This is a genomic window from Paenibacillus sp. FSL R5-0470 (assembly GCF_037975205.1).
GTDB lineage: Bacteria > Bacillota > Bacilli > Paenibacillales > Paenibacillaceae > Paenibacillus_AQ.
The window spans coordinates 1,169,727-1,191,661 of sequence record NZ_CP150238.1 but is presented as its reverse complement, the minus strand read 5'-3'; the positions used below and the strand labels follow the sequence as shown (position 1 = coordinate 1,191,661).

Sequence of the window (21,935 nt, the reverse complement as noted above, 5' to 3'; positions counted from 1 at the left end):
AGGAGAACTTAATGAGTAACGAACAAAATTTTTGGTTTGATTTACCAAAGCCGTTTTTTATATTGGCACCTATGGAAGATGTCACAGATGTTGTATTTCGTCACGTGGTTAGTGCAGCTGCAAAACCGGATGTGTTTTTCACGGAATTCGCAAATACAGAATATTACTGTCACCCTAAAGTAAAAGTAAAAGAAAGTGTACTTAGTCGATTAAAGTTCACAGAAGATGAACAACCGATGGTCGCTCATATTTGGGGCAATAACCCAGAGTATTTTGAACGAATGAGCATGGATATGAAAAAGCTTGGTTTTCGTGGTATCGATATTAACATGGGATGCCCCGTAAAAAACGTCGCAACCAATGGAAAAGGTGCTGGATTAATTCGACATCCTGAAGTGGCAGCAGAAATTATTAAAGCGACTAAAGCAGGTGGCTTACCAGTTAGTGTCAAAACAAGATTGGGTTATAGTGAAATTGATGAGTGGCGCGAGTGGCTAACACATATATTCAAACAAGATATTGCGAATCTTTCCATTCACCTTCGTACAAAAAAAGAGATGAGTAAAGTAGATGCACACTGGGAGCTTATCCCTGAAATCAAACAATTACGCGATGAAATTGCTCCAAATACGTTGTTAACGATTAACGGAGATATTCCTGACCGTGCAACAGGCTTAAAATTAGTCGAACAATACGGCGTGGATGGTGTCATGATTGGCCGAGGTATTTTCAAGAATCCATACGCTTTTGAACTAGAATCTAAAGAACATAGTGTGGAGGAACTTCTTCATTTACTACTTTTCCATTTAGATCTTCACGATAAATATTCAAAAGAACATGAACCACGTCTATTTAATCCACTTCGGAGCTTCTTCAAAATCTATATTCGTGGATTTGATGGTGCCGACGAACTAAGAAATCAATTGATGGAGACGAATTCAACCGATGAGGTGCGGCGATTGGTGCAACCTTTTTTTGGATTTAGAAATTAAGTAAGACATCTCAAATATAAAAAGTTTAACGGCCTCAATCCTGAATTCCATCAGATTGAGGCCGTTTATCTAACTTCCTAATTCCACTCAAGCTTTGGCAGCAATTCTTTTTGCAGCTCACACATCTCATCGATCATCGCACAAGCTTGATAATAGGTTGGAGCTTGCGGATCAAGCAGAATCGCTTGCAGCAATTTTGTTCTCGACTCTTCAACAAACGCCTCAAGTAACAGCTTATGGATTGTACCTTGGATATGGATCGTTCCGATAATGGCAGTTGGCAGTTCAACCGTCATTGGCTTAAATTCGATACCATTTTTGTTAACGATCGCTTGTGTTTCAACGACCATATCATCTGGAAGTCCTTTAATAGCGCCATTGTTTTGCATATTAACAGCATTCAACTCGATTTCATCTTCGAAGAAGATCGCTTCAATAATTGGCACTGCATATTCATTACTAATTTGAACCTTTTCTTTATCGAACGTATAAGCTTGCTCTATCCAGAGCTCTTGGTTCATTGTTTTCTCGAACAAGCCTTTATCCAAAGTACTGCCACTTGCACAGTATACAAATTCAGGTGTTCTGGAGTCCTTCTTCCACAGCTGCTCACTCATTGGGTCGTAACGGAACTGCAAGGGTAGTCCAGCATAGAAATCTTCAGCCCATGAGATATACTCACCGCAATGGTTAGTACCTGGGTAAGGATAGTATCCGTACGTATGGTACAACGTTCTGGATAATCCAATATGATCGAAATGTGCCAAACGGTTAGCTAGCTTTTCTTTCTCGTGGAATAGAGGATATAAATCTTCTCCCGTGTTCTTGTTCCATATCTTCGTGAAGAAGCCAAAGTGGTTCAATCCGCCGCCTTCAACCGCAATATCTTTACTATCCATCTCCAGAAATTCAGCTAGCTGATGAATACCCATGTCTAAACCATGGCATAAGCCTACCACTTTGATTGAAGTTAATTTGGAAATGGCTTCCACTAGCTTCGCTTCCGGATTCGTGTAATTGATTAGCCAAGCATTTGGACACACCTTCTCCATTGTCTTTGCAATTTCCAACATCGGACCTAGATTTCTCAAAGTGTGGAACATTGATCCTGGACCGCCGTTCTCACCATATAGCTGCTTGCTGCCGTAACGCCGTGGGATATGGAAGTCTTGTGACCAGTAGTGATATCTCTCTACCTCAATCGCAACGATGGAGAAGTCAGCATCTCTTAATGCATCCTCCAAATTCGTCGTTTGCCAAATCTTCGCAGGATGAGAAAATGCCGTGAACATTTCGGTTGCATACTTGTATGTTCTATTCACATTTTCTTCTACAATGTCCATAAGCGCGATTTCGAGCTCTACTTGATTTTTTAAACGTTCTGACAACACCATATCTTGAAGTGCTCCTAGCCCAAAGGAAACACTTCCTGCTCCGATTAACGCAACCTTCAACTTTTTCATTGTCTTCAAGCTCCTTTTTCCTTTTTATATACGTTATAGCCAGCACCAATAATTCCGGCGTCAGGTCCAAATTCAGTCAACACGATTTTAATGTTCTCTTTTAAATGTGGAAGGACTTTCTTTTTAGCGCTTTCTATCACTCTCTCAATCAGCCACTGGTTGTGATGAATGACCGCTCCTCCGATAACAAAAATATTTGGATCAATTGTTTGCATCAAAGAAACAATTGCGTTGGAAAAGTACTCAACCCACCTGTCGATCACTTCAATCGCTTGCCGATCTCCCATATGATATCTTTCAAACAACAAACTCGACGTGGCATCAATGCCATATAAAAACTTACTTTCCGCTTCAAGAGCAATGCCGCTGCATAGGGATTCCAAAGTGCCGTTATACAACGTTGAATGGTTTCTTTTGCTGTCGGAAATAATCATGCTTCCGATCTCGCCCGCATATCCATGAGCTCCTTGAATAATTTTCTTATCAAGTATGATACCGCATCCAATTCCTGAACTAACCGTTATATAAATGGATTGATTATACGGCTTGGCAGCTCCATGATCCGATTCAAGCACTGTGATCACGTTTACATCATTCTCAAAAAACACTTCATAATTCGGAAAGAACTTCCTGATAGTTTCGATACTAACATTCTCTAGGCAAGGGATATTGGTTATATCTCGAATAAACTGTGTTTGATCATTCCAAGGAATCGGCAATACAATACCTATCTTGCTTGCTAGCTGTTCATGATCGACTTTCGCTGTCATTTCCTTGACGGTTTTGAAAATTTCGTCAGCATTTTGGAAATCTCTTGTTAATGCCGACTCCTTCCGAACAAGTTCAAGGTGCTCATTCACTAATCCAACCCTTATATTTGTACCTCCAATATCAACACCAATAACGAAGTTACCCATATTACGCTCTTCAACTATGATGACTGATCCATATATTTGGCGGCTGCAGCATCTAAAAAGAAATCTATATGATCATAGCCGAGCAATTGCTGAGCAGGCAGCCGTGCGTCAGAGTTTGTGAAAATCTCCTTCACGATTTCAGCTTTGCGCTCTCCAGTTATGACGACAACCACTCTTTTACTACTTGCAATCTGTTCCAAACCTAATGTAATGCCTTGCTTTAATTCAGTCTGCTCATGAAAATATTTTTGAGCGACAGTCTTTGTTGTTTCCGACAGCTCCACAACACTGCTGTAATTTAATACTGGGCTACCCGGTTCATTTAATCCGATATGCCCATTCATACCTACGCCCATCAAGCTGAATGTAATTGGGTGTTGCTCGATAAAGTGATCAATTCGCAAGCATTCCTGCTTCATATCCGGCGATGTTCCATCAAAAAACACAATCTGTCTGCTATCCAGTGAAATCTGTGAGAACAGATCTTGATTCAACATCTGATAGCAGCTTCCTTCAGAGCTTTTGTCAATGCCAACCCACTCATCCAAGCTAACGATGTTAAGCCTCTTGATTTTCAATTGGAGGTCCGCATCATTGGAAAATTTCTGATAGCTTTTTTGTGGAGTACTCCCTGAAGCTAAGCAGAACACGGGGTGCTGATCGTTCATTAAATGATCTTTCATCTCTCTAGCAATTTCACTTGCTACTTCCTCTTCACAATCAAAGATTTTGATCATGTTGTTCACTTCCTTGTTGTTTATTCCGAAATAACATTAATCATCTCTTGCTGTAGGATAAGTATCGCTGATCCGATCGCTGTTGATTGCTCTAACTTACTCACTGAAATTTGAGGAGTCCACTCCGTATATTGCTCGACATAACTTTTGGTGCGGTCCAATATACGTTCCGGGAAGAGCGCTACTGTTTTACCACTAATAATGACCTGATCAATATCCAAGATGCTGATCATATTGGTAATCGTTAATGCCAGATTCTTCGAAACATAATCAATGCAAGCTTCTACGTCATTCGTTGAATTCAAATCATATGTGCTTAACAAGTGCTCAATCGCTAATCTGCTTTCCAGCCAACCGACGGAAGATGGCGTCCGCTTATATTCTGAATCAAAACACATATACTCCAGCTCGCCCGCACTTGCATGAACACCGCGATGTAGCTCTTTGTTAATGATTAAGCCGCCCCCGACCCCATCACCTGCCGCAACATGAATGAGACTCGTCGGTGCTTGATCTGAGTTTTCAAGATTCCGAAATTCCGCCACAGTCGCTGCGTTCACATCATTCTCCAGCAGAATGGGCAATTTCACTTCACGCTTGAGATTTTCAATAATCTCTTCATACTTAAAGTCGTTTTCTTTATTTGGAAGAGTTCTCATCCGAATTGTTTTCTTTCTTGTATTGATCGCGCCATCTACGCCAATACCAATCCCCAAGACAACACTATTCATTTCCTTCGCTTTATTCTTCAAATGTTCCACGATCTCTACGAATATCGAAGTGAACTGCTGGCTATAGAAAGGAATGTCTGTTTCAATCGAATACGTTTCTAATATCTTGTTGTGCAGATTAATGAGTAATGCCGTTATCGTATTGCCAATAATCTGTATTCCGATGGTCGTATAGCTGTTTTCATTAAATCTGTAAACCGTACGTTTTCTTCCTAAGCCGCCAGATCCTTCACGACTTTCACCAGTAACAGTCAATAAACCAATCTGTTCAAAAAAGGTAACAATCTTGCTCACAGTAACAAAGCTCATTGCCGTTTTTTCTGTAATCTCGACTTTCGCTAGTTCAGGATGTTGAAGCAAAATATCAAAAACTATTTTCCTGTTCTCATCTTTAATATCATTGGGCAAAAATGATTTCATATGTCCTCCTCGTTATATTATTAATATAATTAATAAATGAAGTTAATTAATTAATCAAAAAAATCAGGTCAGCACTGACCTCTTGAATTTATTATATATTCACTGTAGTGAAAATTCAAGATGATTTATTTAAGTTCCTTAAATAAATCATAACCACATAAAAAGACCACTTCTTAATAAATCTATTAAGAAGTGGTCTTGGACAATGACCTCTAATTCACGAGGCTCTATGTCTTGATATAAGGTTTAAAAACCTTACATCATGCCACCCATGACGTTCGATGAGTTTTATATGTTTTTTGATCCTTTTCTTGAATTATAAGTCCACAATCCAGGAAAATTCCTTCCTTTATGTCCAGAAAAAAATGATACGTTCGTAGTGTTCGTGGTCAAAATGTGATCGTTCATCGACACAATTATGTAGTCGATTAGAAGCTAACTGCGATAATATAACTTATTACAAATTCCCTTCAATCGCAATTTCATCCACATGCTCTAGCGTTGCTATCACCCACCGACTTACATAATCTATAAATTCAGCACTAGATGGGTTATGGATTGCAAGTTGCGTCCAATGCTTCAGGACCATTTTCCATTCCAGCTTACTAATAAAATTCATACCAGTGTCATCAAAATCCTCAAAGCCTGCCCCCTTGCGCGGATATACCACCTTGATTCCTTCATATAAAAGATGAAAATCCTCACGATATATCCCTAAGCCAACACCCAAATTTTCACGCCAACGTCCCTGCTCATCTTCTGCATAAGGAAGCAAACCATAGCCAACTTCCCCATCAGCACGATGATGGAATTGCCGTACATCGATGTATTTTCCTGTTTGATCGATATGAAGTGATAAGGTGGGCTTCCCCAAATGTTCTTTCATTCGCAAGACGATTCTCTCGAATTGCTTCCGCCTGCTATTATCTTCCAAACGATTAAAAAAGCTGCATTTCAATAGGAATTGCCCACTCCATCTCTCTTGCTCAGCCCATTCAAAAAGAAACAATTCTTTAGTCGTTCGATCCGGTCTACCTGTATTCATCCACTCAAAAAAGGCTACTTCCTCTTGTACGGCTGTTATAGAAAAGCCCGTTTCAACAAGAAAGAAGTAAGCTGTGCCAAAATAATCTATCAAAAACGACTTGATCCGCAGCTTTTGTTCGTGAAGTGTCAAATAAGATGTGCAAGCAATTTCAATGTCATAACGCAATAATAGAACTCCCTTCTGAATATGGTAAAAGGATAACCCATAATTACGGGCTATCCTTTTAAAATGAACAAATAGGTTTATCATACTCATGCCGTAATAGAAGTGGTGTGAGAGCTTATTTATGATTGCAATTGCATTAGAATCTGCGGATCTTTAATCTTCTTATCCTCGGCCAACATCACGATCTTCGACAGAATTTCTGCTGTCTTCGGATCTTCATCAATAAAGGGTAAGAATATACGACCTCTATGCTGTGAATGAACAGGAATGATATGCATAGCTCCTGTAGCTTGTCTGTAAACCATACCGCTGCCCAAATGTACTCCATACTCGCCAAGGGCACCTTCAATTCGAGCATAATTACCATCTAAACGAACATTATCAATCTTCAATAGACGCAGTGACTCTTTAACAATCACTCTCCGCATCTCAATCGTTGTCAGACTGGCTTCTGGATCGACACCGCCAACATGAGCGACACTCACGACTAAATCTATGTCGCGCATCACTTCTGAGAATAAAATGGGAGGAACCTTATCCAAGGTGACGCTCTTATACGTGTTCCGATCCAAGAATTGAACGGTTTCCAGCGTAGGTGCTTCAATCTCCGAAGGAGAAAACCAATCCGCCATCGCATAAAGGTTCGCAATCAAATTCTCAGCGTAGTATACCTTCTGCAGTCCCTCTTCATAACTAACTGTCCACTGCCTGCCTTTAAGCAAGGAGACCGTTTTTCTTGGCTGCACTTGGTGCCCCGCATATCTGCGGGAAATCGTACCCTGAGCCTGCTCGTCTGCATTCGGAACATACAACTCACGGAACACCTGCTTAAATGGTTGACGAAGTTGACGATCGAACAAGTCCTTCTGATACTGACTCCAAAGACCGCTCTCGTATAAATGAAAGGGGTGCGCAATAAGGAGCTCTTCTGAATCTCCTATAAGCATTAATGAACCCGCTGGATCAATAAGCCCTCCTGCAGTTGCATCGAAGTATCCCAATATCTCTCCCGACTTAAACACCAATGTCCGCAAAAGAGGTGTGATCACTGGATTCCCTGATAACCCCTTCAATTCCTGTAAAGTGAATGTATTCCCTGATTCCATGGAACGTTCTAGCTCCTTGCGGGCTCTCCGATACTGATCTGTTAGTTCCGACTTCATTTCTTTCAATGCCGCAACATATTCATCCTTCTTATACTTAGCCGGGATGGCTTTCAGCTCTTTCCCTTTTCGAGTAATGCCAATCTCTGATTGTCCTTCTTCATCAATAAGAAGCTGTACTGTCGTCTCCTCATCTAGCTTATATGGCTGGAAATAAGATTGCATATCGTCCAGCTTTCGTGCTTCCATATCCCACATCAGCCGAATTACATCTCCATATCCGGCATTTCTCGCCAAGTTGCCAAGTGCAATTTGCGAAGTCATACTTTCACTTGCCCGGCGCTGAGCGCCAAATTTCTTACTTTGCGTTAGAAAACGCTGGATAAATTCATAGCGTTCACGAATATCTTGCTCACGATTGTTAGCTAGTGGAATAAGGCTATAGCTGAGCAAGTGATCCTTATTTCGTTTCTCTTCTACTGACTTCTGTATTTCGATGATATCGAGCTTCCCCAATGTCGCATCTGCGAAAAGCTGTGATCTTCGGTGATTAGCTCCAGCCGAAATATATTTAGCGCAATCGTACAATAAGTCGAATCGCTTCTCTCTCAACGTATCATATGCCTCTTTAAACCACCTTATATCAAAGGCGCCATCATTAAAGTCCTGCGCTAAAATCGGTGAATAATGCGCCACAACCGTTTCTTTCTCGGCGGAGAAGCCCTCGTTAATATGCGCATGGAAATACCAAGCTGCACTGCGCAGCCCATCCCAATTTAAATATTTTGCTACAATATCTAACCACTGAGGGGCATACATAGCAGCTTCTAGCAGCCTTTTCTCCGAAATATCAAGACCCTCCAGCAATTGCTTCAAGAGTGTATCCTCTTCACCTTTACGTGGATAACTGATCTTGAGCAGATGACTGAAAGATTCCTTCTTCGTAATACTATCCCCATATCCATAGACATAGCCGCGGATGAAGGTTTCTTGCTGCAGCCCAGATAATATATGAATGAAATGCTCCATACCCTCGATCCGCTCCAGCCCCATGGCCAGAGGTGTTACCTCAGTAGCTAGATCACCACGTTCGAGCTCTACCTCTAGAATCCTCTCCACAACCGTCTCACGAATCGCAACTAACTCAGGCTTATGATCTATCCAATCATATCGTTTAGATGTAATATTGCGAATATGATTGCGACTGTCTTGACTTCCTACTAATTCCCGATATACTTCCCCTGTACCGATCATTCCGGCTTCAAAAGCACGTAAGTAATCCTTAAGGTTAAGTACCGAATCAACCTTCTCATTTGGATTCATGATATTAAATGTATAGAAAGTATGGAACATTCGCTTAAAGCTGTCATCATCATACACTCGACTACGGGCCATAGAGAACCATGGATTCGCTAAGAGCTTCAATATCCCCCACTCTTTGGATACTTTCTCTTTAGGCATCGCTTGCATCACAGCACTCAAGGCATTTATCGTAAAGTCAAATGTTATGCTTTTATCGCTATCCATGAAGTAAGCAAAAAGCAGGCTACTGATCTGACTAGTATACTTAAATCCTTTGAGCGCATCTTTAATCTCTTGAATTTGAGTAATAGGATATAACTGCTCCGCAAACTCCTTACGCGAACCCTCTAACAGCGTATGTTTCTCAAGCTCAGCGTAATCCACCTCATCAGAGAAATACCGATAATAATGGTTCAACGTCTGATCAAGGGGGTCCAGTATGGAATAGAAGTAGATCTCCATTAATTCAGAGGCCGCTAAATTACTCCGCTCTAAGTAATCTCTCCAAACCTCGTGCAGAGGATATTTCGTAAGCTCCGCTGTATCGTCCTCTTCCTCTTGAAATGGATGAATCCTTCTTAATTCTGTACCCAACAGCAGCGTATCCTTGTAACCAGAGTAATACTCTACCTCATACTCAACATCACGATGATTATGAATTTCTTGCTCCAGCCCAGAGAGAAAACGGATCACATCTTCAATAGGCATAGTGAAGATATTCTTCCAGTCGAATTCTCCTATTACCGGAGTCTCTGTAAGCCAAGGCTCGATAACCAACGGATCAAATAGACCGAAGCCATTCGCTGCTGTATATTCACTTTTTTTACTAAGCCTCCCGATCAACCGCTGTTCCTTTTGCGTGGGGTTCTCAATTAATTTAGGCAGCGAACTCAAGACTTCATACTGCTTCGTACGTTCATTATCCTCAAAAATCTCAACAATCGTCTCCAACGCCGCCAGTCTCTGCAATTCACTCTTACCTTGCAATAACCTAGTTAGTGAGACGGTAACATTGTCCTCGGGCTGACGCAACAGCAGCTCGATAGCACTTTGGCGTAAGGAGCCTGTCTTCAGCTTCAATAAACCTTCCACCAGCATCAACTCTTCGTCCGATAACGTCAATTTTTTCGCCTTATCGAGTGCATGCTCGCGGTTACTCATGCTCTTATCTGATAAAGAGGCAAATATGAATTCACGCTGGATGGAATGATCCATATTCTGCATGAAATGAGATAGCAGCTCTCCACGCATATCCGCACTTAATCGATCCTTCAAAGCAATAATTTGGGCGAGCCATTCACTGTCCATGTCATAAGCTATAAGGTATAGCATTTTGCGAATAGGGAGGTCTGGAGTGTAATAAACATGTGCAAAATCCAACACTTTTGAAGGAGCAGATATCTCTTTGTGAGTACCGCCTAGGAACATCGTCTTAAGCTGTTCAAATTCACGTCGACGTTCCTCCTTGTTCTCTAGAAGAGGTATACGATCAAACGTAATACTTGGCGCATCATCATTCTCTCTTTGCCATACACGTCTGTATTCATAACAATAATTGGATAGAATCCAATACTGTAATTCTGAATCCGCAGCATCTAAGTATTGTCGTGCAATTCCATAACGAACATCGTTATTCTTACTGTTAACGAGTACATACTGCGCTATGATCTTCTGATATAGCTCTCCGTGCTCCATCAAATACTCAATTTTACTAAATAAGTCACGTTCTTCAAATACCGCTGTAGCCCATAAGCTTAAATAGACATGATTCGCATTAGTACTAGACAACCAGGACTCACGTACGGATTCATCATTCAGAGATTGATAAGCTCCTTCAATAAGCTGCCCGGCTATGCGCTGATTTGTTGATTCCAGTCCCATACCTGTCCATACGCCTAGCGCTCTCACGACAGAACTATAGCGAACAAATCCTTGGTCAACGATAACCTTCAGCATGTACAGATTCGCTTTCAACGTTCCCTCGTCCATTTGTTCCACAATGGATTGTCGAAGCCCCTCTTGCAACCGTGAAGCAGCCAATAGCTCGCCCATCATTACATACAATTCCTCATGATGACTCATAAATATCCCTTTGATCATTCCGTGAGTAAGTAACGCCGTTTGGTTGTCTCCATATACAATTTCCTTAAGTGCTGCAAGTACTTCTGTATTGTTACGATCTAGCTCGTAAGCAATAACGTCACTAATCGTTTGTGCCAACTCATAATCCTGCTTCAAAGGATAGTCCGCCAAAGTCAAATAATCGATAATATCAAATTCATAACAATCCATAGAGATGAGCGAACTCATCTTGTTAATCACTTGTCCCACGTGGGCACTCCATTCCGATGTACGAAATGGTCTGCGTGCGTATCCCGTATTATATGGATATTCCGTTGCATGACCAGCAATATATGCCAAGACTTCTCCCGTGTACTCATTCGTAAGTTGCTTCACAACTTTCACCAGCGGCTCGAATAATTGATCGTTATTCCCCGCAGCGAGTGAATGCAATATCTCTTCGCATTTCAAAAAAATATGATGATCCTGACTCACATGTATCATTTGACCCAACTCAACCACTAACTTCGCTAATGGAGAAAGATGAGGGTCTAACCTCTCAGCTCGCTCTTGTAATGATGCATAATAACGCTTCTTTCGTTCCTGCTTCTCCATCGTTCATTGTCTCCCTTCACCATAGGCTTCCAGCTAACATTATGAACCTGATAAATACAATTTCGTCCTCTTCCATAAGCTTAAGCGGTGATTCCAAATGACTATTCTCTTCTTCACGAATAAATACTTTATATAGCCCATCTTCAAAAGCTAATAATGCGGTCTCTACTGCTTTGGCAAGACCAGGACTCTGTTCATTATACACCGAGCCAAATCCTACCTTTCCACTCTCTCCGCGCTCCTCAATCTCCGTTTCCGTTAAGAATGGAATCAGCGCAGTACTCTGTTGCTTCTCGGTTAGCTTCTGCACATTCAAGATAACAACTTCGGTAATGAGCTCCTTCAGCGTTGTCGGAATGACTGGAAGCTCTATTGGAAGCCTTGTCAGTACATTTTTACGCTTACCCAAGCTTTTAACCGTTACGTACAATTTCATAGAAGAATTCTCCACCTTAAATTTAAATATGAAATCCATTTGGGAACGGTCAAACCTCAAAACAAATTGTGCAGATTATTACTCCCCATTAAATAGCTTCTTTAGTGTGACAATATCGTTAACCGCTACTAATATATCTCCATCCTCTTAAAGTCAGTTTTTTATTGTATTTCTTTCAATAATAGTATTAAGATCTTTTTGGACATTATCTATAAACTCTTCTAGAAAAGCATCGAAGGAGGCATTATCAATTAGCTGTTTAATTAAGCTGATCTTGGAAAGTAAATCTTCATTAATTTCAAGAAATTCCAATGCTTTTAGGTATATTCCAATTTTGTTTATGTTCATTTTGTTGTTCAAATCGCTTTCTATAACTCTACTTAATCTAGAAATACATTCTAGAGCTAGATCATCTCCTAGCTTTTCCAAATCCTTAAACACTTGATACTCTGTTTTTAAATACTGATAAGGAGATCCTTTCTTGAACTCTCCTTGAAGAGCTTCTTCCCAAAAATCTAAAATTTCTTTAATGCTTTTACTATTAATATGATCTAAATGAATTTCAAATTGTTTGTCTTTGTCTTTCAACTCAGGAAAACAAGTATAAAACAAATCTGGTTGTATTGTTTTTCTCATCACTAGACTGAAATCTACATAATCATTTCCTGTCGCTGCATAATGGATAAAGTTTTTAGATTTATTTAATTTGTCTAATTCAAATGCTGTTCCCAGTCTCTTTATTGCATTTAATGCAGCATGGAAAAACCCATCATTGAAAATCCTTTTTTCATATACGATTACAGGTATGTCTTCATCCGACAAATCTTCTAAATGGTCTACATACTGTAAGTCACTTGCAATCTCTTCACATTCCTCGATGATTTGTTGACTTGTCCCCATATCGCTTGGATACAGTTGATACGTGAAATCACCTTGATTATATTTAATTTCTTGTTTCTTCTTTTCGGAATAGCTCGAATAATGTCTATCTACATAATTTCTAAATGAATCTTCTGTGTTTATGTAAATATAAAAACTGTTATGCTCATCCGCATACAGATTGAAAGCATATACATCTTTGTTATCCTCTGAATTTGCAAATTCATTAATGACATACTTGCAGCCTTCAAACAATGCATCTTCCAGCTCCTGAAATGTTACCAATTGAACATCTGATGGAACCTTATCTGCATATACAATTCGCTCGTCATCAGTCTTTATATAGTATCCAGATTCAACTCTTGTTGGATTACCATCTAATAGTTGGCACACACCTGTGTAGTATAAATTCATTAGAAGCAGCTCCCTTGTAAACCTATTAATCATTGTAAGTCCTAATTCTTAAGCCATTCATGTACATCTTTAATTTCATGTAATGTAGTATTCCATTATATTCAATTACTTCGGATATAATTTTCCATCTACTAAATCAAGCAAAACGCTTTGGCCTTCTTTATATTGAATGAAGTATTCACTTTAATCAAATCTAGGATTTTTCTTAACTCTTTGAAATTGTCTCTTCAAAATATTCATAATTAATCATACCAATTTCCACCAATTTAATACATAGTAATTGAAATGTGCACAAAAAAGAACCTTCTCTTAAGGAAGCCCCTCATTTTAAATTATTAAATCTTCCCTATATATCCTTACTACGCACTCCACATGTGTTGTATAAACAATGAAAACAAGTTACAGGAATAGTATTTGCTCAATGAAGGGGCGGCTGACAACAGTTGCTCTTTTATTATCCCCCCACCCAGTGCCTGACGAAATAGTTATTACATTTGAGCCGAAGTTAAGGCTTGTTATACCATCTAAAAATTTCACGAATGTCTTTCTGTACGTACAAGGAAGAAAAATGCAGGTGAATTCCACGTAATGAATCATCCTATATCTTTTGTATTCTCTCCCAAAATTCTTTAAAACGTTGTTCAATTACAGGTTCAATCAAGTCATAATTTTCCCATGTATTAGCAACATGATAAAATGTAAGTCCAACTCCTTGAAAGGTATGGACATAGTCTTCGGCTGCATAAATGTCCTTTTTAATATTCAAATATTCATTGACGAATGGTTTAATCTCATCTGCAAGTTCTTGGGTTGAAAACACGCCGTCCAGACATTTTCGATAGAATTCAGCACCCGTAAGCTGCTTCTGCTTTACTTTCCCTATTTCAATAGCGAACTGATGCTCTATTTCCTCTGAAAACCAATTATTATTAATTAACCAAGTGATGAACATGCCCGTAGCGGTGTAAGCAGCATCTTTTGTTAAATCCTCCGGGAAATCCCCTTCATAGTGCCACTTCGCTTTATCTAATACACGATCCTCAGGAATCATTATTGCATCTAGAATCGATTCAGGCTCTTCGATATATCCTTTCGCTTGGTATTCCAGAGACAATTGCTCAAGCTGATAAAGCGCTTCTTCCATTGGATATTGTTGATACACCGCATTCGTGGTTTTTTTCCGTAATGTTAACCGGCCTTTCACGATATTTAAAATATGTAGATCTGACGAAGTCTCCGTGATCATCAAATGAATATATTGTTTATAATTTTCGCTCGGTTTTGTAAGCAATATTCTCTTCGGATTCAATTCTCTTTCCTCCTTATACATTTCATAAAAGGGATCGGCAAATTACAAGTTCCCTTTAATCGCAATTTCATCGACCTGCTCTAGCGTTGCTTTCCCCCACCGACTTACATAATCTATAAATGAATTAATTAGGAAATACTTATACTCTGCCCCAAAATTCATCAATCATTTTCGTGGTTTCTTCTAATGACCGAAGTTGGACAGGATTTCCTTTTTCATCTATCGTAAAATGTCCTTTGAAAGCATCTGGCATTGTATTGTATTGTTTTTCTTCTTGTGCATATGCCTGAATAAAACAAGCGTATCCAAATCTATTTACTAAATACGGTAACCCAAAAGCAGAACGAATCAACTCATATTCTTGATAGTTATATGGTGTATTTTCAGGACGTTTCATCAGAATTTCTATGAACTTAGACATCAGTTTCTCTACTTCTTTTTCAGTAGCATAATTCGCGTATCCTCGGATTGCAGTCAATCTCATATCTAGATAGCGTTCTTTTTTAAAGGCTTTGAAGAAAAAATCCTTTAAATCAATATCTTCACAAAACACAAGTGCTATCATTATTGTGTTACGAATATACAATTTTTTTGCTAAAGAATATAGTTCTGTTAAAAATTCAACATCTGCACTTGACAACGCTATGGTCTTGCATTTTTCCAGCAACTGTTGAAAATTAACTTTATTTTCAAATCCCTTTTTTTGAGACATTTTCTTGAGCTCTTCAATTATGTCTGGCATTTGATGTATTCCTCCCAATAATTGTTATACGTAATCATTTTACAGCATTTCCAAAGAACAAGATTTGGAGCGTGGTAGGCGTGCAAGTACAACATTCGTTCGTTATTGAAAGTGATGCTCCCTATTCCTTGAATTTTTCAGTATATATTCAAGATGTATATTTAAACAATAAAAATGATGTAAGCAAAATTCCTAAGTTTCCATATATCGATGTGAATAAAGAGGAACGTTAGCGAAATATCACGTGACCACACTATACCTAATGGGTACATATTTTAGTTCAAGAATTAAAATAGTACCATAGCGGACTTAATAACAAAAAGAGGGGTTCGCCGCCCCTCTTTACTATTTCCACCAATATATCCCTTATTTAAGACCCTGCTTCACCAACAGTGAACAACACTCCACATGTGTTGTATGCGAGAACATAGTTAATTTGGTTCCCATATAAAACGTCGAGTTAAACCCTTTATTTATAAGGTTTTTTTCTTTTCAAGTATGGTTCTGTTTGGCTACACTCCAGTCTCAAATACAGCTTTCGTCCCCAGTGCCATGTAACACTTTAATTTTCATTTGCGAATTTGATTTCTTACTCAACCTATAAGAAGTCCACTTTGATCAGTGTCAACACTGTACCAACAGACTTGTTTGCCTTGGAATATTCTTTGAATGAAATTTTAGAATCGGTTTGATTCGCATATCGTCGATCTCCCTGTATACCTTCGAAATAAGGATGTTAAAATTACCCATCAGAGCCCCTCATCATTCAAAAGGGCATTCCCCCATCTCCTATAGCTAGAGGCTTACTAAAACAATACGCCAATTATAATTTAATCCAATATGAACAAGATGTCTAACCAGATATTTGACGATCTAAAAAAGAGGCTTCTCACAAAGTTCAAATTGAACTCGTGAGAAGCCTCTTTTTATTCATTGTGGTCAAACGGCGTTTCTCTTGCGGGAAACCCTCGATGTTACAGGCTTTACAGCCTATATTACATCATGCCGCCCATTCCACCCATGCCGCCCATATCAGGCATACCTGGTTTTTCTGGTTCTGGCTTGTCAGCAATTACTGCTTCAGTAGTCAAGAACATAGCAGCTACGGATGCAGCATTTTGAAGCGCGGAACGAGTTACTTTAGCAGGGTCAACGATACCCGCTTCGAACATGTTCACCCACTCGCCAGTAGCAGCGTTGTAGCCGATGCCGATAGCTTCTTTTTTCAAGCGATCCACGATAACGGAACCTTCTTGACCAGCGTTAGCTGCAATGGTACGAACTGGTTCTTCGAGCGCGCGAAGCACGATGTTAACACCTGTTTTCTCGTCGCCAGTTACATCTACAGCAGCAACAGCATTATATACGTTCACAAGAGCTGTACCACCACCAGAAACGATACCTTCTTCAACCGCAGCGCGAGTTGCGTTCAGGGCGTCTTCGATGCGAAGTTTACGCTCTTTCAATTCAGTTTCAGTTGCAGCGCCAACTTTGACAACGGCTACGCCGCCAGCCAATTTAGCCAAACGCTCTTGCAATTTTTCTTTGTCGAACTCGGAAGTTGTTTCTTCCAGTTGAGCACGAATTTGGCTTACGCGAGCATTGATGTCCGCTTTGTCGCCGCTTCCGTCTACGATTGTTGTGTTTTCTTTAGTTACGCGTACTTGACGTGCGTTACCCAGTTGTTCAATGGAAGTGCTCTTCAGATCAAGACCGAGCTTCTCAGTGATCACTTGACCACCAGTCAGGGCAGCGATATCTTGCAGCATAGCTTCGCGGCGGTCGCCAAAGCCAGGAGCTTTAACAGCAACAGCGTTGAATGTTCCACGCAGTTTGTTCACGATCAACATGGCTTGTGCTTCGCCTTCGATATCTTCAGCGATAATAACAAGCGGTCTAGCTTGTTGAACGATTTTTTCAAGCAAGGGAAGGATTTCTTGAGTGCTGCTGATTTTTTTATCAGTGATCAAGATGTATGGGTTCTCCAGAACAGCTTCCATTTTGTCCGTATCAGTAATCATGTACGGGGAAATGTAACCGCGGTCGAACTGCATACCTTCTACGACTTCAAGTTCAGTAGCGAATCCACGGGATTCTTCAACAGTGATAACACCGTCTTTACCTACTTTTTCCATAGCTTCAGCAATCAATTGGCCCACTTCTTCGTCAGCAGCAGAGATAGCAGCTACTTGAGCGATAGCTTGGGAATCTTCGATTGGCTTAGCGATTTTTTGCAATTCTTCAACTGCTGCACGAACTGCTTTGTCGATCCCTTTGCGAATAACCATTGGGTTAGCGCCTGCAGTTACGTTCTTCAGACCTTCACGGATCATGGCTTGTGCCAGAACCGTTGCAGTTGTAGTACCGTCACCGGCTACATCGTTAGTCTTAGTAGCAACTTCTTTAACCAGTTGAGCACCCATGTTCTCGAATGCATCTTCAAGTTCGATTTCTTTAGCGATAGTTACACCATCGTTAGTGATAAGCGGGCTACCAAATTTCTTCTCAAGTACCACGTTGCGACCTTTTGGTCCAAGTGTAACTTTTACCGCATTTGCCAAAGCATCTACACCGCGCAACATAGAGCGGCGTGCTTCTTCACTAAATTTAATTTCTTTAGCCATTGTGTAATTACCTCCTAGAATTTTTTGTATATCACGTTACTTTAAGTAGTTTAGATTTAGCTTATAATCGACTCTCGCTTAGTCAAGAATCGCGTGAATGTCGCTTTCTTTCATAATCAAATATTCTTTACCTTCGTATTTGATTTCTGTTCCTGCATATTTAGAGAAAAGAACACGGTCGCCTTCTTTTACTTCGAGTGCTACACGTACTCCATCTTTCAAAGCTCCGCTACCTACTGCAATAATAGTTCCTTCTTGTGGCTTTTCTTTCGAGGAGTCCGGAAGCACAATCCCGAATGAAGTGGTTTCCTCCTGCTCGCTCGGTAGCACCAATACGCGTTCACCTAAAGGTTTGATCATGAAAAAATAGCCTCCTTTAAAATTATGTTATTTTGCTTCAAAACATAGTTTAGAACTTACCTGTCTTACTTCAAAATCTCTGGTGTTTATGAAAAATATCAATTGGACGCTATGAATATCTGGTCCATCTCATATTTTCCATAAGCATTAGCACTCGACAGCTTGTAGTGCTAACAACAATTTTTATGATACTCAACTTGAGCCCGGATTTCAAGTCCTTTTACACAAATTCGCATTTGTTTTCGTAAAAAATAACGTTTCACTGGTTGTCCTAGGCACACACTCTATACATTCTATCCACAGGGTGTGAAAATATGCGTATGATTTCAGTAGTCTCAACTGTACCACCTACGCCCGAACATTTCAAAAAACGGGGGTTTAAAACAAAAGAACTGTCTCTTTCGTAGAAAAATCTACTTAGTGACAGCCCTCTTATCATCATTCCTCACTCTTGGTGTACTGAGCTTCCCTTGCCGCATCCGCAGCAAGCTGTTTGCGATAGACGAAGGCGGACAGGAATACGCTGAACTCATACAACACAAGCAGTGGAATCGTCACCAGAAAGTCTGAGATGAAGTCCGGAGGAGTGATGACTACAGCAATAAAGACAAGCGTGAAATAAGCGTATCGACGCATTTTACGCAAGCGTATCGGGTTAAGAACCCTCAGTTTGGTCAGAAACATCACCAACAGCGGTAGCTCAAACAACAGCGCTAAAGGTAGCACCAGACTGAACATGAAGTTGAAATATTGCGCAATTCCGTAGGTCTCTTCCAGTCCCATACTCCGGGTGATAGAGATTGTGAACGAAAGCGCCATTGGAAATACAACATAATAAGCAAAAGAAAGTCCGATTAGAAAAAGAACAAAAACATAGGGTACATAACGTAGTGTTGCACTACGCTCTTCCGGTCGTAAGCCCGGACTAATAAACGCCCACAACTGATAAGCAATAAAAGGAACTGAAATGACTAATGAAACCGCCATTGCGATCTTCATATACATTCCGATACCATCCCAGAATGAGAACGCATGCAGAACAAACCCTTGCGCTAGATCTGTACTAATTAAATAATCGTAGATTGGCTTGGCACAGAACAGCCCCCCTACCAATCCCAAAACAAATACAATCAGCACATAAATAATCCGTTTACGCAGCTCGGTGAGATGATCCACCACCGACATTTCTTCCGATTCGAGAGACATCCTGACACCATCCCATGACAAGAATAGAAACGCCACACCGACTTTATGTATAGCTGTGCCCGTTTCTGCAGAAAGCAGCAACCAAATTGAAAAAGGGACATCTCCTAAGTCTATTAGACTTGAGAGATTGCCCCATTGTTAAATCTTTTATTATTCCGGCAGGCGTTTGTCCTGAGGAATATCTGCAGCGACCGTCTGCGGGGCCGTCGGCACAGGAGCTTCGCTCTTCTTCACCGGATCACCATCGCCGATGATTTCACGTGCGCCTTCCTTAAATTCACGGAAGGTTCGTCCAACTGCGCGGCCTAACTCTGGCAGTTTATTCGGTCCAAAGAGGAGCAGTGCCAGTATAACCAACAAGATAATACCCGGAGTACCAATTCCACTAAACATTATTATTCCTCCTTGTCCGTCTATCCGATCATGGTATCGATTACGATAATCTAATAATACCATAACTTATGTCACAGTTACATCCACTATCTTCTATAAATAGTTTATCCTTGTGACGTGACAAGAATATGACAATGTTATTGGCGGTATTGGCCAGTTACCATGAGTAACGCTTCAGGTAGTTGATCCATAATGGCTGCTAAATTCTCATGAACACCCTTCGGTGTGCCCGGTAAGTTGACAATCAACGTGCGTCCACGAATGCCGCATATCCCGCGGAACAGCATCACCGCACGGTTTTTTTGCATCACCGTACTTCGCATCGCCTCAGAAAGTCCAGGCACTTCCCGTTCGATTACACGCCGGGTTGCCTCTGGAGTCACATCACGTATCGCTAAATCCGTACCTCCGGTAGTCAATACCAGATCTGCTTGAAAATAATCTGTAAGTTCTATCAAAGCTGCGATAATCTCATCTTGTTCATCGGGCACGATCCGATATTCAACGATCTCGCCTCCAAGTTCCTCTTCCACCAGCTCCCGAATAACCTGGGCGCTCGTGTCTTCCCGTTCGCCCCTGGCCCCTTTATCGCTGGCCGTTAGGATTGCTGTTTTCCACGCCATAGGTTTGTCCTCCCTCTCTATGTATAATTGGCTGTACAGTGCAGCCCACTTGCTTCAGCGCATCGAACGTCAGCTCTGATCAGGGTTCAAGCACGTAATCTCCATTCTTGCCCCCACTTTTAGATACTAAGAGCGTTGGTCCGATAATCATGTCCTTCTGAAGAGCCTTGCACATGTCGTACACCGTTAGTGCTGAGGCAGAAACAGCGGTCAATGCCTCCATTTCAACTCCGGTCTTTCCGGTAGTATGGACTGTTGCTTCTATATAAAGTTCATCTTCGCTGTTATCGGAGAAGCGGATGTCAATACCGGTAAGTGGGAGCGGATGGCACATCGGAATCCAGTCAGACGTCTTCTTGGCCGCCATAATTCCAGCGATCTGCGCAACGGCAAGTACGTCTCCTTTACTGATCTTGCCTTCCTTGATGGCACTAAGCGTCTCAGTTGCCATCTTGATCTTACTCCGCGCGACAGCTGTCCGCTTCGTAATCTCCTTTTCGCTCACATCCACCATACGAGCTCTTCCCTGCTCGTTAAAATGGGTCAATTCCACGGTTCACTCTCCTTTTCGGCAGTGCACTATGCCATTTTCAGTAATCAGCATGTCCATAAAGGCATCATGCTCATCCATGGGCACTTTCGGAACCAATTGCATACCAAAGGCTAGCCCGATCAAGACAGGGGGCTTCGCAGCAGCATACTCTTCCGTCTCCCATGACGCACGCAATCGATCATAGTATCCTCGGCCGTAACCAAGCCTGCCTCCCTGAAGATCAAAAGCCAGCCCCGGAACAAACACAACATCCGGTAGTGTAACAACTTCAATCTCTTGTGAATCTTTGCCGGATACAACAGGTTCATGGATACCATACGCCCCCGGCTCAAGCTCACTCCAAGCGTTTACCATATGGACACTCATTGCACCACTTGCCGGAATGACACGCGGCAGCAGTACCCTACGCTGGTCCTTCCACGCCTGTGTAAGAAGCGCGTTGGTATCGAGTTCAGAACGGAAAGATACATAGGCCATCAGTGAGGCTATGTCTTTCGTCTTCAGCCACTCTGATGCATGCTTGCAGACCAGAAAAGACAATTCCCTTCTCTGGTCCGAGGAGAGCTCGTTTCGGGCGATGGTCTTCTCAGTTCTTAGTTGTTGCTTTGCTTTGGAGATCACCGACTCCTTGCTTGACATCGCCCGGCAACCCCCTATATTTATCCCAAGCTTATCCTTGTTTGTAAATCCAGTTTACCACTCTTCTCCCCGGTTCGCCAAGGTGGATAGGACTGTGTTTCTGGGCCAGGTCGTTATTCTCTGCTTATGATATATCGAGCTCTCGCTTGGGAAACGCTTTTCATGTAAACTATAGAATAAGTTGTTCATACGGCTGAGGTATA

At 41.1% G+C, this 21,935-nt stretch carries 18 protein-coding genes; 1 reads left to right on the top strand and 17 read right to left on the bottom strand.

From position 1 onward, the window contains the following. Positions 1-11 precede the first annotated feature (11 nt). Positions 12-992 carry a tRNA-dihydrouridine synthase gene (locus MKY99_RS05155; RefSeq protein WP_339269090.1) on the top strand — a complete coding sequence of 327 codons (981 nt, stop codon included), beginning with the start codon at positions 12-14 and terminating at the stop codon, positions 990-992. 77 nt (positions 993-1,069) lie between these two features. On the opposite strand, the gene MKY99_RS05150 is transcribed toward MKY99_RS05155, so the two are convergent. From MKY99_RS05150 to MKY99_RS05070, 17 genes are all read right to left on the bottom strand, one after another. Beyond that, complete coding sequence (locus tag MKY99_RS05150) at positions 1,070-2,455, bottom strand: alpha-galactosidase (protein ID WP_339269088.1); 1,386 nt, start codon at positions 2,453-2,455, stop codon at positions 1,070-1,072. A 5-nt stretch (positions 2,456-2,460) separates the two neighbouring features. After that, positions 2,461-3,372, bottom strand: a complete 912-nt coding sequence (locus MKY99_RS05145; protein ID WP_339269087.1) for an ROK family protein — start codon at positions 3,370-3,372, stop codon at positions 2,461-2,463. Positions 3,373-3,386: 14 nt separating this feature from the next. Then, on the bottom strand, positions 3,387-4,109 hold the full coding sequence (locus tag MKY99_RS05140; protein ID WP_339269085.1) for a 6-phosphogluconolactonase: 723 nt from the start codon (positions 4,107-4,109) through the stop codon (positions 3,387-3,389). Positions 4,110-4,129: 20 nt separating this feature from the next. Further along, positions 4,130-5,260 carry an ROK family protein gene (locus tag MKY99_RS05135; protein WP_339269083.1) on the bottom strand — a complete coding sequence of 377 codons (1,131 nt, stop codon included), beginning with the start codon at positions 5,258-5,260 and terminating at the stop codon, positions 4,130-4,132. 457 nt (positions 5,261-5,717) lie between these two features. Beyond that, positions 5,718-6,563 carry a hypothetical protein gene (locus MKY99_RS05130; protein WP_339269082.1) on the bottom strand — a complete coding sequence of 282 codons (846 nt, stop codon included), beginning with the start codon at positions 6,561-6,563 and terminating at the stop codon, positions 5,718-5,720. 29 nt (positions 6,564-6,592) lie between these two features. After that, positions 6,593-11,554 carry a DUF4132 domain-containing protein gene (locus MKY99_RS05125; protein WP_339269080.1) on the bottom strand — a complete coding sequence of 1,654 codons (4,962 nt, stop codon included), beginning with the start codon at positions 11,552-11,554 and terminating at the stop codon, positions 6,593-6,595. Positions 11,555-11,570: 16 nt separating this feature from the next. Next, the gene (locus MKY99_RS05120; RefSeq protein WP_339269078.1) at positions 11,571-11,990 is read right to left on the bottom strand and encodes a hypothetical protein; all 420 of its coding nucleotides are present in this window, start codon (positions 11,988-11,990) and stop codon (positions 11,571-11,573) included. 153 nt (positions 11,991-12,143) lie between these two features. Beyond that, positions 12,144-13,283, bottom strand: a complete 1,140-nt coding sequence (locus tag MKY99_RS05115) for a DUF4303 domain-containing protein (protein ID WP_339269076.1) — start codon at positions 13,281-13,283, stop codon at positions 12,144-12,146. Between the two features lie 598 nt (positions 13,284-13,881). Then, positions 13,882-14,427: a hypothetical protein gene (locus MKY99_RS05110; protein WP_339269074.1), complete on the bottom strand. Its 546-nt coding sequence runs from the start codon at positions 14,425-14,427 to the stop codon at positions 13,882-13,884. A gap of 304 nt (positions 14,428-14,731) precedes the next feature. After that, positions 14,732-15,334 carry a hypothetical protein gene (locus MKY99_RS05105; protein ID WP_339269072.1) on the bottom strand — a complete coding sequence of 201 codons (603 nt, stop codon included), beginning with the start codon at positions 15,332-15,334 and terminating at the stop codon, positions 14,732-14,734. A gap of 995 nt (positions 15,335-16,329) precedes the next feature. Further along, a complete protein-coding gene (gene groL / locus MKY99_RS05100) occupies positions 16,330-17,958 on the bottom strand; it encodes a chaperonin GroEL (protein WP_042185277.1) in 1,629 nt (542 codons plus the stop codon). Positions 17,959-18,036: 78 nt separating this feature from the next. Then, positions 18,037-18,318: a co-chaperone GroES gene (groES, locus tag MKY99_RS05095; protein ID WP_036676506.1), complete on the bottom strand. Its 282-nt coding sequence runs from the start codon at positions 18,316-18,318 to the stop codon at positions 18,037-18,039. Between the two features lie 438 nt (positions 18,319-18,756). Continuing rightward, entirely contained in the window at positions 18,757-19,524 is a 768-nt protein-coding gene (tatC, locus tag MKY99_RS05090; protein ID WP_042193366.1) for a twin-arginine translocase subunit TatC, read from the bottom strand. 150 nt (positions 19,525-19,674) lie between these two features. Beyond that, entirely contained in the window at positions 19,675-19,917 is a 243-nt protein-coding gene (locus tag MKY99_RS05085) for a twin-arginine translocase TatA/TatE family subunit (RefSeq protein WP_042185275.1), read from the bottom strand. Positions 19,918-20,054: 137 nt separating this feature from the next. Then, complete coding sequence (locus tag MKY99_RS05080) at positions 20,055-20,540, bottom strand: MogA/MoaB family molybdenum cofactor biosynthesis protein (protein ID WP_020429419.1); 486 nt, start codon at positions 20,538-20,540, stop codon at positions 20,055-20,057. A 79-nt stretch (positions 20,541-20,619) separates the two neighbouring features. Continuing rightward, positions 20,620-21,093, bottom strand: a complete 474-nt coding sequence (gene moaC / locus MKY99_RS05075) for a cyclic pyranopterin monophosphate synthase MoaC (RefSeq protein ID WP_339269068.1) — start codon at positions 21,091-21,093, stop codon at positions 20,620-20,622. A 3-nt stretch (positions 21,094-21,096) separates the two neighbouring features. Continuing rightward, a complete protein-coding gene (locus MKY99_RS05070; RefSeq protein ID WP_339269066.1) occupies positions 21,097-21,732 on the bottom strand; it encodes a 5-formyltetrahydrofolate cyclo-ligase in 636 nt (211 codons plus the stop codon). Between the last annotated feature and the right edge of the window lie 203 nt (positions 21,733-21,935).